Source organism: Companilactobacillus kedongensis (assembly GCF_003946625.1).
Classification (GTDB): domain Bacteria; phylum Bacillota; class Bacilli; order Lactobacillales; family Lactobacillaceae; genus Companilactobacillus; species Companilactobacillus kedongensis.
In genome coordinates this window covers 1-17,056 of sequence record NZ_RHOR01000027.1, presented here as the reverse complement: position 1 = coordinate 17,056, position 17,056 = coordinate 1, and the positions used below count along the sequence as shown (strand labels likewise).

General features: G+C 35.5%; 16 protein-coding genes. 14 read left to right on the top strand and 2 right to left on the bottom strand.

Translation table 11 applies throughout. The features are described from left to right. Positions 1-202, bottom strand: a 202-nt coding sequence (locus tag EKM60_RS10755) for an alcohol dehydrogenase catalytic domain-containing protein (RefSeq protein ID WP_164508391.1), incomplete at its 3' end; no start/stop codon positions are given. Positions 203-810: 608 nt separating this feature from the next. Here EKM60_RS10755 and bglB point away from each other — a divergent pair. The 9 genes from bglB to EKM60_RS10710 all read left to right on the top strand — a co-directional run bounded on the left by bglB (position 811) and on the right by EKM60_RS10710 (position 11,077). Further along, on the top strand, positions 811-1,908 hold the full coding sequence (gene bglB, locus EKM60_RS10750) for a beta-galactosidase BglB (RefSeq protein WP_125715334.1): 1,098 nt from the start codon (positions 811-813) through the stop codon (positions 1,906-1,908). A 36-nt stretch (positions 1,909-1,944) separates the two neighbouring features. After that, positions 1,945-3,498, top strand: coding sequence for an MFS transporter (locus EKM60_RS10745; protein ID WP_125715332.1), 1,554 nt, complete (start codon positions 1,945-1,947; stop codon positions 3,496-3,498). A gap of 5 nt (positions 3,499-3,503) precedes the next feature. Further along, positions 3,504-3,740 (top strand): hypothetical protein, encoded by a 237-nt coding sequence (locus EKM60_RS10740; protein WP_125715330.1) that lies wholly within the window; start codon positions 3,504-3,506, stop codon positions 3,738-3,740. Between the two features lie 48 nt (positions 3,741-3,788). After that, on the top strand, positions 3,789-4,646 hold the full coding sequence (locus tag EKM60_RS10735) for a sugar phosphate isomerase/epimerase family protein (RefSeq protein ID WP_225427056.1): 858 nt from the start codon (positions 3,789-3,791) through the stop codon (positions 4,644-4,646). 446 nt (positions 4,647-5,092) lie between these two features. Beyond that, a complete protein-coding gene (locus EKM60_RS10730; protein ID WP_125715328.1) occupies positions 5,093-6,172 on the top strand; it encodes a M24 family metallopeptidase in 1,080 nt (359 codons plus the stop codon). 20 nt (positions 6,173-6,192) lie between these two features. After that, positions 6,193-7,074 (top strand): proline iminopeptidase, encoded by an 882-nt coding sequence (gene pepI, locus EKM60_RS10725; protein ID WP_125715326.1) that lies wholly within the window; start codon positions 6,193-6,195, stop codon positions 7,072-7,074. A 29-nt stretch (positions 7,075-7,103) separates the two neighbouring features. After that, the gene (locus EKM60_RS10720; RefSeq protein ID WP_125715324.1) at positions 7,104-8,456 is read left to right on the top strand and encodes a peptide MFS transporter; all 1,353 of its coding nucleotides are present in this window, start codon (positions 7,104-7,106) and stop codon (positions 8,454-8,456) included. A gap of 39 nt (positions 8,457-8,495) precedes the next feature. Next, on the top strand, positions 8,496-9,566 hold the full coding sequence (locus tag EKM60_RS10715) for a M24 family metallopeptidase (RefSeq protein WP_125715322.1): 1,071 nt from the start codon (positions 8,496-8,498) through the stop codon (positions 9,564-9,566). 101 nt (positions 9,567-9,667) lie between these two features. Further along, complete coding sequence (locus tag EKM60_RS10710) at positions 9,668-11,077, top strand: C69 family dipeptidase (protein WP_125715320.1); 1,410 nt, start codon at positions 9,668-9,670, stop codon at positions 11,075-11,077. A 39-nt stretch (positions 11,078-11,116) separates the two neighbouring features. Here the strand turns inward: EKM60_RS10710 and EKM60_RS10705 are convergent, their stop codons facing one another. Next, complete coding sequence (locus EKM60_RS10705) at positions 11,117-12,103, bottom strand: AraC family transcriptional regulator (RefSeq protein ID WP_125715318.1); 987 nt, start codon at positions 12,101-12,103, stop codon at positions 11,117-11,119. 150 nt (positions 12,104-12,253) lie between these two features. Here EKM60_RS10705 and rhaB point away from each other — a divergent pair, with 150 nt between their 5' ends. The 5 genes from rhaB to kduI all read left to right on the top strand — a co-directional run. Continuing rightward, on the top strand, positions 12,254-13,717 hold the full coding sequence (rhaB, locus tag EKM60_RS10700) for a rhamnulokinase (RefSeq protein ID WP_125715316.1): 1,464 nt from the start codon (positions 12,254-12,256) through the stop codon (positions 13,715-13,717). Beyond that, the gene (rhaM, locus tag EKM60_RS10695) at positions 13,714-14,028 is read left to right on the top strand and encodes an L-rhamnose mutarotase (protein WP_125715314.1); all 315 of its coding nucleotides are present in this window, start codon (positions 13,714-13,716) and stop codon (positions 14,026-14,028) included. Before rhaB ends, rhaM begins: the two co-directional genes overlap by 4 nt. A gap of 12 nt (positions 14,029-14,040) precedes the next feature. Then, on the top strand, positions 14,041-15,300 hold the full coding sequence (locus EKM60_RS10690) for an L-rhamnose isomerase (RefSeq protein ID WP_125715313.1): 1,260 nt from the start codon (positions 14,041-14,043) through the stop codon (positions 15,298-15,300). An 11-nt stretch (positions 15,301-15,311) separates the two neighbouring features. Beyond that, positions 15,312-16,130 carry a rhamnulose-1-phosphate aldolase gene (gene rhaD / locus EKM60_RS10685; RefSeq protein ID WP_125715311.1) on the top strand — a complete coding sequence of 273 codons (819 nt, stop codon included), beginning with the start codon at positions 15,312-15,314 and terminating at the stop codon, positions 16,128-16,130. Between the two features lie 102 nt (positions 16,131-16,232). After that, positions 16,233-17,056 (top strand): 5-dehydro-4-deoxy-D-glucuronate isomerase (gene kduI, locus EKM60_RS10680; RefSeq protein ID WP_125715309.1); only part of this gene is annotated, 824 nt, incomplete at its 3' end.

The window sequence follows — 17,056 nt, the reverse complement described above, 5'->3', positions numbered from 1 at the left end:
CGATACCAGAACCCTCGTGTCCTAAGACAACAGGGAAGCTGAAGGCTGCATCGCCTTTTCTAAGAGCTTCATCAGAGTGACAGATACCAGAAGCAACGACTTTAACTTGAAGACCATCATCTTGAAGGTCAGCTAGTTCAACGTCATCTTTAATAACGAATGGATCATTAACTTTATCAACTACAGCTGCTTTAATTTTCATATTTAAATCTCTCCTCGATTTTTTAATCTTTATTGCTCTCTACAATTGATAATTATTTCACTATTGATATGTAAATGCAATACTACGTTTTGATAAAAAGCAAAGAAAGTGAAATATGATAAATGAAAACTAGAAATGATCGGCTTATGTTAGTAGAAGTAAATTGAGATTATCATTTTTTAACATTTCTTGAATTGCTTATTTAGCAATATTAGAACCGCTTTCAAATTTCATAAAAACGATATTAATAGATAGATAAATTAGATCAGTGGTAGACACTGATCTTTTTTGTGTGCAGATAAATCATTGATATAGCTCATATGTCAATGAAATGGCCATGTGAAATTTATTTCTTAAAATAATAATGGTATTGACCGATTTTTGACAATTCTAATAAATAAAACGCTAACATTAAAATTCAAAGTATCAAAATAACTTGTAAAATCGCTTACATAAACTCAATTCTAGCTTTCAACTGTAAATATGATACTACTACCTTCATCTGTGATATTGTTACTAATGTGAAAAAGTTATTAAATGTATTTGTAAGCGATTGCAGTACCGATTATGAAATTATAAACATTGAAATGAGATAAGGTGAGGGAAAAATGTTAGAGGATTATACGAAAAAAGATATTGAAAATAAAATTGACCTCTTAATAGATAATCTGGTTCACTTGAGCGATCCTACTGGAGAGTTTTCTATCAAGGTAGCTGATGGATCGATTATTGATAATAAGAGTTTCAACTATTGGGAGTGGACTTCTGGAATTGGTTTATATGGAATGATGAAATATTACCGTATAACAAGAAAAGAAGAAGTACTCGATCGGATTATCAAATGGTTTGATGATCGTTTTGAAGAAGCACCAGTTGAGAAAAACATCAATACCATGGTTCAAATGTTAACGTTGGCCTACTTATATGAAGAAACTGGCAATAAAAAGTATCTTCCATATTTGGAATCTTGGGGCAAATGGTTGTATTACGACCTTCCAAGAACTGAACGTGGTGGATTCCAACATGTTACTTTTGGCGATCTAAATGAGGATGAGATGTGGGACGACACTTTAATGATGAGTGTTCTTACATTAGCTAAGTTAGGTAAATTATTCCACAACGATGATTATGTTGAAGAAGCTAAGAAGCAATTTCTTTTACATATTCAATTCTTACAAGACAAAAAAACTGGTCTTTGGTATCACGGTTGGAGTTTTAAACGTCGTGATAACTTTGCCGGAGCTTTCTGGGGTCGTGGAAATTCCTGGGTAACGATCGTTATCCCTGAATTTATTGAATTGTTAGACCTTAAGAAAAATGATGCCATTCGTCAATTTCTAATCACAAGTTTCCAATACCAATTGGATGCTTTAAAAAAATATCAAACTAAAGACGGCATGTGGACAACTTTGATCGATGATCCCACTTCATATGTTGAAGGTTCAGCAACTGCCGGTTTTGCTTATGGTTCATTAAAGGCCGTTCATAACCGTTATGTCGGTGAAGATTATCGTAAAATGGCTGACAAGGGTGTCAATGCGGTATTAGAAAATATTGATGAAACCGGATCATTGGCACACGTATCTGCAGGAACACCAATGGGTGAAACTAAAGACTTTTATAAGGGAATCAAGATTTCAACAATGCCTTATGGACAATCAATGGCTGCACTTTGTTTAATTGAATATCTTAAAGAATTTTATTAATTCATGAAGTATCTTATAGGAAAGTAGGGAATTATAATGAATGCGCCAAAAACACATAGAAGAGTACGTTGGTGGAACTACGCAGCTTATGGTATGACAGACTGGCTAGGTGCTGGATCAACAGCTCTAACCGGAGCTTGGTTGCTATTCTTTTACACAACATTTTGTGGCTTAACGGCCACTGAAGGATCATTGATCTTTGCCATTTCAAGATTTGTGGATGCCATCACAAGTCCACTTATGGGTATGATCTCAGATAATTTTTATAAAACAAAGATAGGTAAGAGATTTGGTAGACGTAAATTCTTTATTATGATCGGAATTCCGTTCATGTTGGCTTATATCCTAATGTGGATCAGTGGCATGAACTTCTGGTATTACTTAGTTACATACGTTGGTTTTGATATTATTTATACAATGGTTCTAGTACCATATGAAACACTTGCTACAGAAATGACAAATGATTTCAAACAAAGAACTATTTTCTCAGGAGCTCGTTTGTTCTGTGGACAGATTTCAGCTTTCTTCTCAGCTTTCGTACCAGGGAGATTAATTGCTGTACTTGGTAAAGATAATCCTAAATCATTCTTATATGCTGCCATGATGTTTACCGCAGCTTTCATTATTATTTTGATATTCTTATACTTCTTCACATGGGAACGTCCATTGTCTGAAATTGTTGATGATGAGGTTGATAACCCAGACGAAGATAAATTATCAATTGGTAAAAAATTTGAACAAATTTATATTGACCTACTATCAACATTTAAGATCAAAGCTTTTAGAACTCATATCTTAATGTACTTAGGTTGTTATATTTCTCAAGATATTTTCTCACAAGTTTATACATATTTCGTTGTGTTTGCTTTAGGATTCACAACTGTTGTTGCATCAAATGTACTTAGTGTTATCTGGGGTGCATGTATCGTTGGTGTTGTTCTTGGTATCGTGGCTGTTACACGTGCTAATAGACAAGCCGGTACATATCGTATCGCCGTTCTTGGCTTTGCTGTAGGTACTATTGGATTTGTTATTGCATACTTCTCAAATAGTAAGATGGTTATGACAATTCTTATTATCTCAGCTATTGTTTCAGGACTCGGCCGTGGTGCTTTGGCATATATTCCTTGGAACATTTATAGTTTTATTCCCGATGTTGATGAAATCGTTACTGGTCAACGTAGAGAAGGTATCTTTGCTGGTGTTATGACATTTACACGTAAAGCTACACAAGCACTTGCTGTATTCTTAGTTGGTGTATTCTTGGATGGTTCTGGTTTCAAACCTTCATCACAAACACAATCAATTGGTGTTGTTCACACATTAGTTATTATGTTAGCTGTTGGTACATTAGCCTTTCTATTGATGGGTTACATTGCTTCATTCAAGTTCAAACTTACAAAAGACAAGCATGAAGTTTTGCTTAACGAAGTTGAAGATTTAAGAAACGGTAAAAAGCCTGAAAACATTTCAGATGAAAATGCTGCTTTGATCCAAGATCTATCAGGTTTTGACAAACACAGTCTATGGGGTAACAATAAAGTTGGACACGTAGATCTTATGCGTTGGAAGAAAGAACACGGGGAGTAATTACGATGGCAAAAGATAAAATGAAAATGGATCCAGAAAAGTTTGCTTATGCAGTAGTTAATTCTTATTGCCCAGACGAAAAAGATGATGTTAAAGCAAGTAAAATGATTCTTAAAAGATTCCTAGCTGCATATTATTTAGCTGATGAATTCAATGGCTTAGAAGCTGAACAATTCAGTATGTTTAAAGATGTTGATTTCGAGCGAATGTCTAGAGCTATGGAAAATATCAATATTAATTAAAAAATCGGTTGGGATAAATGTCCCGACCTTTTTTGGTGGAGGAAAAATATGATCAATTATAATTACGGTGTTAGAGGCCATGATATTTTAATAAAGGATGATTTGGACAAGTGGTCAGATAAAATTCAAGCCATGAAGATCCATACATTACAATTTGCTTTACCACTGTCTTTTCCTGAGACAAGTAAAGGTGGAGATCTTATTGATCCCGGATTAGGTAATATAATAAGAAGGAACTTATCAAAAAAAGATATAGAAATTGGTGTTTTAAGCTGTTATGTCAACTTGATTCATCCAAATTTGATAGAACGTCAAAAACAGATTGAAAAAATGAAAAAGTATCTTCAAAATGCTAAATTTTTTGGAGCAAATATAGTTGCAACAGAAACAGGCAGTGTAGACCCTGAGTTTTCCTTCACAAAGGAAAATTTTGAAGAAGAACATTTTGAAGAGTTAATTGAAACTATTAAGCAATTACTACCAGTTGCCCAAAAGTGTGGCGTAAAGTTAGCGTTAGAGCCGGGTGTAAATCATCCTCTATACTCATTGGATAAGACGGAAGAACTACTAAAAATCTTTGATTATGATCCAGCATTGAAGATAATTCTTGATCCAGCCAATCTAATGTTAGATAAAAATGATAACTTATTATCAATTATTAAAGATGCTTTTATGCGTTTTAATAATCAAATAGTGGCTGTCCATGTCAAAGACTTCGCTTGGACTCCAGGTGCCAAACGCCTGATCAAGACGGTTGTTCCCGGAACAGGTGAGGTCGATATAAAAGATGTGATCGATCTTGCTGAAACCTTCCAGCCGTATGGATTGAAGATGTTCGATGAATTGGATAAAGGTATGCTAGATACATTTATGAAATCAGATTATGCTAAAGCTATATTCAAATAGCATGTTCCTATTGTGATAAATTCACATAAAAAAGTTATCATTTCAAGTCTTATTTTGAATGACAGCTTTTTTATTTTGATTATCTAAAAGTAGATGATTAAGCATGTACTTTTTGCTTAAGTATTTTTTAATTTAGTGATTTTGAATTTTTTACTGGTATTTACCAATTATAGACAAATGCCTGTACGAATAGGGTTTGCTGTGTGTACGCTGAGGATATACTTGTGTGTTATAAATAATAGACAGTTTTTGAAAGAAATATAATTTAGAAATTAAATAAAAGATTTCATAATTTAACTTTGAATATTTAAGGGAATGTAGTACACTGAAACTACGAAAGCGTTACCAGACCCGGCAGTGGGTTTACTTTTTTTTGAAATTATTTGTGAAAATATTAACAATTATGAGTTTGATAATGCTTAAAATAATAAAGGGGGCACTAAGAAATGAAAGACAGTCGTGTTCAGAACATTACCAACAAAATGAAGGAAGAAGGATATGATCAATTATTGATCTCAGATCCTACTGCAATTTTCTATCTTACTGGACTTTGGATTCACCCAGGCGAAAGATTACTTGTTCTAGTAATTAGAGCTGATGGTAAGAATACACTTGTTGTTAACAAGTTATTCCCAATCACAGAAGATATTGGAATTGAAAAAGTCTTCATTGATGATATTGATGATGGTGTTAAGAAAGTACTTGATTACTGTGACGCTAACGGATCATTCGGAATTGATAAAAATTGGCCATCACACTTCTTGCTACACTTAATGGAACTTGTACCAAACGTAAAATTAGGCAACGGTTCTGAAATTATTGATGATGCACGTGCTATCAAAGATGACGAAGAAAAAGACCTTATGCGTAAAGCACAAGCTGACAATGAATTGGCTACTGACTTTGTTAAACATGAACTTTCAAAAGATTTAACAGAAGTTGAAGTTACTGAAAGACTTGGCGAAAAATACAAGGAATTAGGCGACTCAGGTTATTCATTCGATCCTATCATTGCTTATGGTGCAAACGGAGCAGACCCACACCATCAAGAACCAGACGACTCAAGATTAAAACCAGGCGACAGTATCGTAGTTGATATTGGTTGTGTTAGAGATTCATATTGTTCAGACATGACACGTACATTCTTCTACAAAGAAGTTTCGGACAAGTCACGTGACGTATATGAAACAGTTCTCGAAGGTAAGAGACGTGCAATGGCACTTATCAAACCAGGCGTTGAACTTGCTACACTTGATGCAGCTGCTAGAGATTACATTACAGAAAAAGGTTATGGAGAATACTTCACACATCGTCTTGGACACTTTATTGGTATCGAAGATCATGAAACTGGTGATGTTTCAACAGCTAATCACAATGTCTGTGAAGTAGGAAATATCTTCTCAATTGAACCTGGTGTTTATATTCCTGGTGAAGTTGGAGTTCGTATTGAGGACTTGGTAATTGTTACTGAAGATGGATACGAAAACTTGAACAAATATCCAGACGACTTAGAAATTATTCAATAAAAAGAGGAGGTTCAATATTCATGAAAGTTGAAGAAGGCTATATGCCGTACAAAGGCTACAAGACTTACTACCGTATTGTCGGTGAAAAGAGTAAAGACAAGGCACCTTTGGTATTGCTTCATGGAGGACCAGGATCAACTCACAATTATTTTGAATTATTAGATGACATTGCTGTAAATGGTCGTCAGTTGATCATGTATGACCAACTAGGCTGTGGTAAGTCAGCAGTTCCTTCAAACCCATCACTTTGGACAAAACAAACATGGGCTGAAGAATTGATTGAACTTAGAAAATATCTAGGCTTGGATGAAATTCATCTATTAGGTCAATCATGGGGTGGAATGTTAACTTTCATTTACATGTGTGACTATAAACCAAAGGGTATTAAGAGTCTTATTTTGTCAGGAACATTACCTTCAGCAAAATTGTGGGCATCAGAGCAACACAGAATGATCAGTCATATGTCACAAGAAGATCAGGATGCAATTGCTCAAGCAGAAGCAACTGGAAATTACGACGAGCCTAAATATGTAGCAGCTAATGATCGTTACATGGAAATGCACGCCGCAGCAACACCAACAGCTGATTCTCCAGAACCACTACGTCGCAAGAAGGTAGCTGGCACAGAAAGTTATGTTGTAGGTTGGGGACCAAATGAGTACTCACCTGAAGGTACACTTCACGACTACAATTATCTTGATCAAATGAAAGATATTACCGTTCCAACGCTTATCACAAGTGGAACAAACGACTTATGTACACCATTCATTGCTAAGACAATGTATGACGGAATTCCTAATTCAAGATGGGAATTATTCCAACACAGTCGTCACATGCCATTCGTTGAAGAACATGAAAAATATGCAAAGATTCTAACAGACTGGTTGGATAACCACGACTAGTTACTTTGTAAAAGAGAGAGGGAAATAATATGGACGCAGCTCCTATTAAGAAGAAAAAACCATTTGGTTTTTATATTTGTTCATTAGGTTTCACATTTGAACGTGTTGCCTTTTATACAGTTAAATATATGTTAGCAATTTGGATTGCTACTACTGTTGGTAAAGGTGGACTTGGACTAACTGATGTTAAAGCTGCTTCAATGGCAGCCGTCTTCGTTGCTATGACTTATATCGCACCTGTTATTGGTGGATACTTAGCCGATTATTGGATCAGTCCAAGAATTCTGGTACCAACGGGTATGATTCTGATGGCCATTGGATACTTATTCACTTGGAGAGCCACTTCAATTGGATTAGTTTGGGCCATGATTGTTCTAGTATCAGTTGGTACAGGTATGTTTAAAGGTAATCTTTCAGGTATCACAGGATTACTATTTGATGACGAAGAGGAATTGAATGAAGCTTTCTCAGTTCAATATACATTCGTTAATATTGGATCATTTACTGGTACTACATTTATCGTTTTACTTATTCCTATCATTGGATTTAACAATGTTTTCTTGGTATGTTCACTATTCATCTTCCTTGATGCAATTGTGTTCTTACTTAACCAAAAATCACTTGGTGATGCTGGTAAGAAACCATTTAAAGTTGACCAACGTCAATTTAAAGAAGCAGAAGCAAAAGAAAAAGAAGAAAGTGCTCCACTTTCAGCCGGAGATAAAAAACGTGTTGTTGCTATTATCTTAGTTACAATCTTCTCCATCGTGTTCTGGATGGTTTGGTACTTAGCCTACATGCCTGTTTACTACTACTTTGGCCATGGTGACGGTGCTGGATTCTTGAACCGTGCTAACTGGATGGTTGGTAGTTTCAATGTTCCAACGTCATACTTTGATTCTGTTAATGCTCTAACATGTATTGTTTTAGGACCTATTCTAGGTAAATTGTGGACAAAACTTGCAGCACGTCCACAAGGTGATATGAGTATGTTCAAGAAGACATCACTAGGTATGATCTTCATCGGTATCTCATATGTTGCTATGATTTTTGCTGATATGATGGGTAAAGGTCACACAAACCTATTATGGATCGTTCTTGTTGGTGTTCTTATGTCAGTTGGTGAAATGGTATTCTCACCATTGGGTAACTCATTTATTACTAAGCTAGCTCCTTCTAAACTAATGGGTCTATTGCTTGGATTCTGGCCTATCGCCGTATTCTTCGCAACATTGTTATACCCTAATGTTTATGCACTATTGAAGACAAGCAACCCTGGTAAGTTCCAATCTGGTTACGGAATTCTAGCTGTTATTATTATTGGTTTAGGTTTGGTTCTTTGGATCTCAAGTAGAAAACTCGACAAACTTGAAAAGGATTAATTAAATTTACTAGCTTAAAGAAACGAGGGAAAGTGAATTATGATGAATGAATCAAAGATTCGCAAGTATATGGAAGATGAGAATATTGATGCGTTTTATATTGCAAAACGTGTAAATATTAGATTTGCAAGTGGCTGGACAGGTGATGATTCCTACATGTTACTTACAAAAGACAAACAATTCTTCTTTACAGATCCTAGATACACAGAACAAGCAGAAATTGAAATTCCAGACTATGACATTATTAACTGGCGTCTACCAGGTAGAACAGTTGGGGATTCAGTTGCCGACGTTGTTAAGGCAGAAGGTATTAAGACAGTTGCTTTTGAAGACGACTACATGACTTATGACATGTATCATGACTTCAAGACAAAGCTTGATGCTAACTTGATCCAAGCAGGTAACGTTATTGACAGAATGCGTGTTGTTAAATCACCTAAAGAAATTGAATATTTAACAATTGCTTGTGATATTGCTTGCCGTGCATTCAGACGTATTTTAAAGGATATCAAAGTTGGAGCTACTGAAAAGGAACTTGCAGCTAAGTTATCACTTTATATGGTTGAAGAAGGCGCAGATACACAACCTTATGGTAATATCTTGATTTCTGGAGCAACTACTTCATTGCTTCACGGAATTCCTTCAAAGAAGGCTGTTGAATATGGCGACTTTGTCTTGATGGACTTTGGTTGCCAATATAATGGTTACATGTCAGATATGACAAGAACTGTTGTTGTTGGTAAAGCAACTCCAAAACAAAAAGAAGTTTACGATTATGTAAGACAAAGTCTTGAAGCCGCTGAAGGTATTATGAAGGCCGGCGTTAACTGTAAAGATGTTTATCCAGAATCAATCAAACCTCTTAAAGGAACAGAATATACTCCTTTGACATATAACAAGATCGGACACTCAATTGGACTATTTGTTCACGAAACTCCATATCTTGCTGAAGAGTATGATGATGTTTTGGAAGCAAATACGGTTGTAACAATCGAACCAGGTATTTATATTCCTAACTGGGGTGGTGTAAGAATCGAAGATCAAGTTGTTTTAACAGATGACGGATATATCAATATGATCGATATCCCTCATGATTTGATCGAGCTTTAGGATACTACATATTTTATAAGGTTCATCGGGAAGAATAATTATTTGTTTATTACTTTTTAGAAAAGTATCGTTTAATAATTTATTTGAGGAGTGAATTAGTTATGAAAAAAGTATTTCGTGGTTCATGTACAGCAATGCTAGTAGGTAAGGATGCAACAATTGACGGATCAACAATGATCTGCAGAGATAACGATGCTCATGGTTCAATCGAACCTCAAAGATTTATCGTTGTTAAGCCAGAAGAACAACCAAAAGTTTATAAGTCAGTTATTACAGGCCTTGAAGTAGAATTGCCAGACAATCCATTGAAAGTTACTTTAACACCAAGATCAAATCTTGTAGAAGGTCAATGGGGTTCATCAGGTATCAACAGTGATAACGTTTCTATGTCAGCAACAGAAACAATCACAACTAACTCAAGAATTTTGGGAATTGATCCATACAATATGGAAGGACTTGGCGAAGAAGACTTAGAAGTCATCACATTGCCATTCATCCACAGTGCTAAAGAAGGTGTTAAACACCTTGGAGCATTGCTAGAAAAATATGGAACATACGAACCAAATGGAATTTCATTTGCTGATAAGGATGAAATTTGGTGGTTAGAAACAATTGGTGGACACAATTGGGCTGCTGTAAGAATTCCAGACGATGCATATGTAGTAGCACCTAATAGAATGAATATTGACGACTTTGACTTTGATTCAGATGACACACTATGCTCAACTGGATTAAAAGAATTGATCGAAAAACATCACATGAATCCAGATACTGGTAAATACAACTTGCGTCACATTTTTGGTAGTGCAACAGTTAGAGATTCAGAATATAACAATCCTCGTGCATGGTATATTCAAAAACTCTTCACTCCAGATGTAGAGCAAGATCCTAGAGACCAAGATCTTCCATTCATTTGTCACGCAAACAAGAAACTCTCAATTGAAGATGTTAAGTTTGCTTTGAGTTCTCACTACGAGAACACACCATATGACCCATATGGCAAGATGGGAACAGAAGAAGAAAAGAAGATGTTCCGTCCAATCGGTATGAACCGTAACCACAGTCTTCATATTCTTCAAATCAGAAATGATGTTCCTAAAGAAATTGCAGCCGTACAATGGTTAGTATTCGGTGTAAACACATTTGGCGCAATTGTACCATTCTACACAAACGTAGAAGATACACCTGCATCATATCGTGACACAACAGTTTCATTCGATCCTAAGTATGTATACTGGATCAGTCACGCAATGGCCTTGATCGGTGATTATGACTATGATCTATATCAAGACTCACGTAATACTTTTGAATTAGAAGCAGTTGCTAAATTCAGAAACATTCAAATGAAGACTGATGAAGAAGCCGCATCATCAAAAGATATTCCAGCATTGTTGACTAGAGCTAATGAAGAATTAGCTAAAGAATCATATGACAGATCAATTAAATTGTTGGGTGATATGATTGAATTAGGCTCACCAAAGATGAAGTTAAGTTTCGATTTGATGGGATAATCAAAAAAGTTCTGAGAAAATTTTTCTCAGAACTTTTTTTTATTCTATTGATCTTAGTTTTTTACGAGTTTCACTTGGTAATTCGTCATAGTTTTCAAAATAAATCTTATAGAAGTAATTACGGTTAGAGTAACCAACTTCGTCAATAATATCCTGAATCGATTTACCGGTAGAAACAACGGCCAAATGAGCCTTGAGAATTTTTTGCTTATTGAGCAATTCCGTAAATGTAAAACCAGTCTCGCTTTTGATCAAATTACTTAGATAATTTTTATTGTAGTTCATCAGTTCAGCCAAACTGTTTAAGGTCAGTGTTTTAGAATTTTTCTCGATTTCACTAAAAATTTGCTTTAAGGTAGAATCCTGTGAAATCTGATTATCTTTGATCATCTCAGGACTATATTGTCGCAACAATTTTGTCAAAAGAATATCTAAGTATGAACTGATAACTGTTCCCGAAAATTCATGTGGGAAGAAGTATTCAGATAGTATTTCTTGAACTTCTGGTTTGATAGTTGTCGAAGCGTTGTTTTTAAAGAGCAGATATTGACTCTGGTTTTGTTTACTCATTGAAGCGTTCAATAAAAAGTTGAAGAGAACACTTTGATTGGACTTTAAGGAGTCCAACCAATTTAGATTGATCTCTTTATTTTGAAAAAGAATGTTGATCAGAATGTCATGTTTTCCGAGTGCTTTGATCGAATGTTTACTATTAATATCTAATATCAGCAGATCACCTTTGTTTAGGGTGATCTGTTTTCCGTTCACGATCTGTGTGCAGTGTCCGGAATAAATATAATTGATCTCCAAAAATTCGTGTGAATGTAAAGGATAATCGGCATAGCGATTATGTTTATTAATAAAAATTGATTTGTTCTTAAAGAAGAATGAATTATTGAACTTCATTTGTTGATCGTGATTGATCAAAGCAGCATCAGGGAAGTCCGCAACAAATTTGTGAGATTTACGTTGGACCTTTTCGATACTGGTCTCATGAAAAAGAAAATTATCTAATCTTCCGTTCATTGAAAGTAACCTCCTAAGTTATCTGAAAATAGTCATTTTGTTTCAATATGTATATTAAATACATTTTCTGTTATTATTTGCCATTGTTCCAATTTGATGAAAGCGGTTTAATAATATTGTAAACGAATACAAAGAAGGTGTAAAGGCGATATGAGCAACTATATTGCAGTTGATATCGGTGCTTCCAGTGGTCGGTTGATGTTGGGACAGCTATCTGGAAATAAGATACGGATAAAAGAGCTGCACAGGTTTGACAATGGGTTTAAATTTGAAAATGGTCATGATAGATGGCAAATAGATCATTTAATTAATGAAATTATTATTGGACTTGAAAAAGCAAAAAAAGAATATGGCATTAATGATACTTATTTGGGAATTGATACTTGGGCTGTTGATTATGTTTTGATCGATCAAAATGGTGACAAACTTGATGATCCTGTCAGCTACCGAGACAGTCGGACTAAAAATTCAGTAGCCAAACTTACTCGAAAGTATTCTAAGGAATACATCTATAAGAAGACCGGAATTCAATTTTTAGATTTCAATACACTCTATCAATTGTTCGAAGAAGATAAATCCAAGTTGAAACAATCTAAGTCGATCGTAATGATACCAGATTATATTGGATATCGTTTAACAGGTAAGGCTGTGACTGAAGTTACCAATGCTTCGACGACTCAGATGCTCAACTTACGTGAAGGCCTGTTTGATTCAGAATTATTATCTGAAGTAAACGTAAATTGTGATATGTTTCCACCACTAGTGGATGCTGGAACTAAATTAGGAACAATTAAGAGTTCAATTTCCAATAATCATGATATTCCAAATTGCCAAGTTATTACAGTTGCAACTCACGATACGGCTTCTGCAGTAGTTGGGACACCCGCCTCAGGAGAAGACGATTGGGCATTCTTGAGTTCAGGTACATGGTCTCTGATAGGTAGAGAATTAAATGTCCCTGAGAATGGTCCGATGGCCTTTGAAGAAAATTACACCAATGAGTGGGGTGCTTATGGTACTTATCGTTTCTTAAAAAATATTATGGGTATGTGGATCGTTCAGAGGATAAAACACGAATATCAAGATCGATATGGATTCGCTGAAATGGCTAAATTAGCTAGTGAAGTAAAGCCCTTTCAGCAATATATTGATTTAAATGATGAAAGATTTATTAATCCTAAGAGTATGATCCATGAAATTCAGTGTTATTGCAAAGAAACTAAGCAAATTATCCCCGAAACAGTTGGAGAATTAGTTAGTTCAGTATATTGCAATTTATCACTGATGTACGCCAGAGAAATAGAGAAACTAGAAGAGATAACTCATCGTCCAATTCATACTTTGAATATTGTCGGTGGTGGTAGTAATGTCAGTTATCTTAATCAGTTGACTAGTAATTTGGCCAATATCAATGTTGCAGCTGGTCCTAGTGAAGCAACAGCCTTAGGCAACCTAGTAGTTCAGATGATAACTGAAAAAGATATCGCTAATTTAGCAGATGCCAGAGAAATTATTTCGCAGTCATTTGATATAGGATTTTTCCAGCCACAACCTTTGAGTAAACAAAATCCTTTAACAGGTTATAAGAAATTTTTAAAGGAGCATACAAAATGAAAAGAATAGCTCAAATAATGTATTTGAATAAGGATAAGTATCAAGAATATCAACAACGTCATGAAAATTTGTGGCCAGAAATGGAACAGGCGTTGAAAGCACATGGGGCAACAAACTATTCAATTTTTTTAAATAAGGAAAACGGTGAGTTATTTGCCTATTTAGAAGTTCAAGATGAGAAGCGCTACAACGAAATCGCCAACACAGAAATATGTAAAAAATGGTGGCATTACATGGCACCGATTATGGAAACAAACAAAGATGAAAGCCCCAAAACTTTAGATTTAAGTGAACTATTCCATTTAGACTAGGAGGAACAAAAAATGAACGAAGCAAATATTAAGGCTAGCTATGAGTTAGCTAAAGATAGATATGCCGCAATTGGAGTTGATACTGAAGAGGCTATTGCCAAATTGGCAACTGTGCCATTATCAATCCATTGTTGGCAAGGGGATGACATCCACGGATTCTTGTTCCCAAATCAAGAGCTTACGGGTGGTATTGGTGTCAGTGGTAACTTTCCAGGTGCTGCAACAACACCAGACGAATTAAGTGGAGATCTATCAAAAGCCTTATCACTTATTCCTGGATCACACAAAGTACAGCTACATGCTATCTATGCCGTAACTGATAAGAAGAAAGATCTTGATGAACTTGAGCCGGAGGATTTCAGTTATTGGGTCGATTGGGCAAAACAAGAAAAAGTTGGTTTGGATATGAACGGAACATTCTTCTCACATCCAATGTTAAAAAATGGTTTTACCTTAGCCAGTCCTGATAAAGATACCCGTGACTTTTGGATCGAACATGGAAAAAGATCCAGAAAAATTGCCGAATATTTTGGTAAAGAATTAGGTCAACAGTCAGTTAATAACTTCTGGATTCCAGATGGTTATAAAGACAATCCAATCGATAAATTGTCACCAAGAATGAGATTGATCAAGTCATTGGATAAGATCATCAAAGAACCGATCGATGAAAAATATACTATTGAAGCTTTTGAAGGAAAGTTATTTGGTACAGGAGTTGAATCATACACAGTTGGTTCACATGAATTTTATGATAATTACGCTTTAACACGTAATAAACTTTGGACAATTGACGCCGGACATTTCCATCCAACAGAAGATGTTTCTGACAAGTTCTCGGCCTTCTTACCATTTGGTAAAGGATTGATGTTACACGTTTCACGTCCAGTACGTTGGGATAGTGACCATGTGGTTATTATGGATGATGCTTTGATACGTATGATGCGTTCGTTGGTTCGTGATGATCAACTTTCAAAGACTAATATTGGACTAGATTTCTTTGATGCAACGATTGATCGTATCGCCGCTTGGGTAATTGGAGCCCGTGCTACACAAAAGGCACTCTTGATGGGAATGCTTGCACCAATCGAACAGTTAAAAGAAGATGAGAACGCTGGAGACTTTACTGACCGTCTTGCTATGACAGAAGAATTAAAATCATATCCATTTGGTGCTGTTTGGGATGAATTCTGTGCTCGAAACAATGTACCAGTAGGATCTGATTGGTTTAATGAAGTTAAAGATTATGAAAAAAATGTAACTTTTAAACGTTAGGAAGAATAAAAATGACAAAATTTGTTAATTCACCATTTGTTAAAGAGGTTTCAAAAATAACTTTCAGATTATTTGATCACGGATGGGATGAACGTAATGGTGGTAACGTAAGTTATCGTATTATGCCTGAAGAATTATCTGATTATGAAGATGTTAAAAAGATAAAGCGTAATATTCCGATTGCATTTGATGGTAAAGATTTGGCTGGAATGTATTTCTTAGTTACAGCTACTGGTAGATATTTTAAGAACATCATTGATTTTCCAGAAAGAGATCTTGGGTTAGTTAGAATTGCTGAAGATGGCAAGAGTGTTGATTTAATGTGGGGATATAACGATGGAGCCGCACCAACTAGCGAATTTCCTACTCATTTGATGGGACATCAAGAAAGATTGAAACATGATCCTAAACAACGTGTTGTTATGCACTGTCATCCAACAAATTTGATTGCCATGACCTTCACTCAAGAACTAGATGAAAAGAAATTAACTCGTATTTTTTGGAAGATGCAAACTGAATCACTTGTCGTCTTTCCAGAAGGAGTTGGAATTATTCCTTGGATGGTTCCAGGAACAATTGACATTGGTAAAGCTACAGCTGGAAAATTAGCCGACTATCGTTCAGTAATTTGGCCACATCATGGTATCTTTTGTACCGGAGAAACAATTGATGAAGCCTTTGGACTTATTGAAACGATTGAAAAAGCCGCTCAAATTTGGACAATTATTCAAATGCAAGGTGGTAATATCAAACAAACAATTACCGATCAAGGACTCAAAGATTTGGCCAAGAGTTTTGGAGTAACACCACATGAAGGATATTTGAACTAATCTATGAAAACGGTTGAAATAATATTGGCAATGAGATATATTATAGATGTGGTTTACAGATGAGATATTTAATTTCTTTATAAGAAATGAGGGAGGATTCAAATGTCATTTTCAATGAAAACAAATTATACACATAGTCCTAAGGATATTGAGCACTATTCAACAGATGAATTACGTGATCAATTCTTAATGGAAAAACTATTCACACCAGGCGACATTCTTCTAACATATACATACAACGATCGTATGATCTTCGGTGGTGTAACACCAACTGATTCACCACTAGAAATCAAGCTAGACAAAGAACTCGGTGTAGAGTACTTCTTACAACGCCGTGAACTAGGTGTTATCAACATCGGTGGTAAAGGTTCAATGACTATCGATGGTAAGAAAGAAGAAATGGTTAAGCACGATGGCTACTATGTAGGAATGGGAGTAGAACACGTAGTATTTGAATCAGATGATGCATCAGATCCAGCTAAGTTCTACGTAGTTTCAACACCAGCTCACAAGACTTATCCAAATAAGAAGTTGCCATTCGAAAATGCATTGAAGATGCCAATCGGTGACCAAGAACATATGAATAAGAGAACTATTTGTAAGTATATCGATGCATCACAAATGGATACATGTCAATTACAAATGGGATACACAATTCTAGAACCAGGTTCATCATGGAACACAATGCCAGCACATACACATGCAAGAAGAATGGAAGTTTACCTATATATTGAATTTGGAGCACCAGATACAAGAGTATTCCACTTCATGGGCAAACCAGACGAATCAAATCATATTGTAATGTCACAAGAACAAGCAGTAATTAATCCAAGTTGGTCAATTCACTGTGGTGTTGGTACAACAAATTATGCATTTATCTGGGCAATGTGTGGTGAGAACCAAACATATGACGATATGGATGCAGT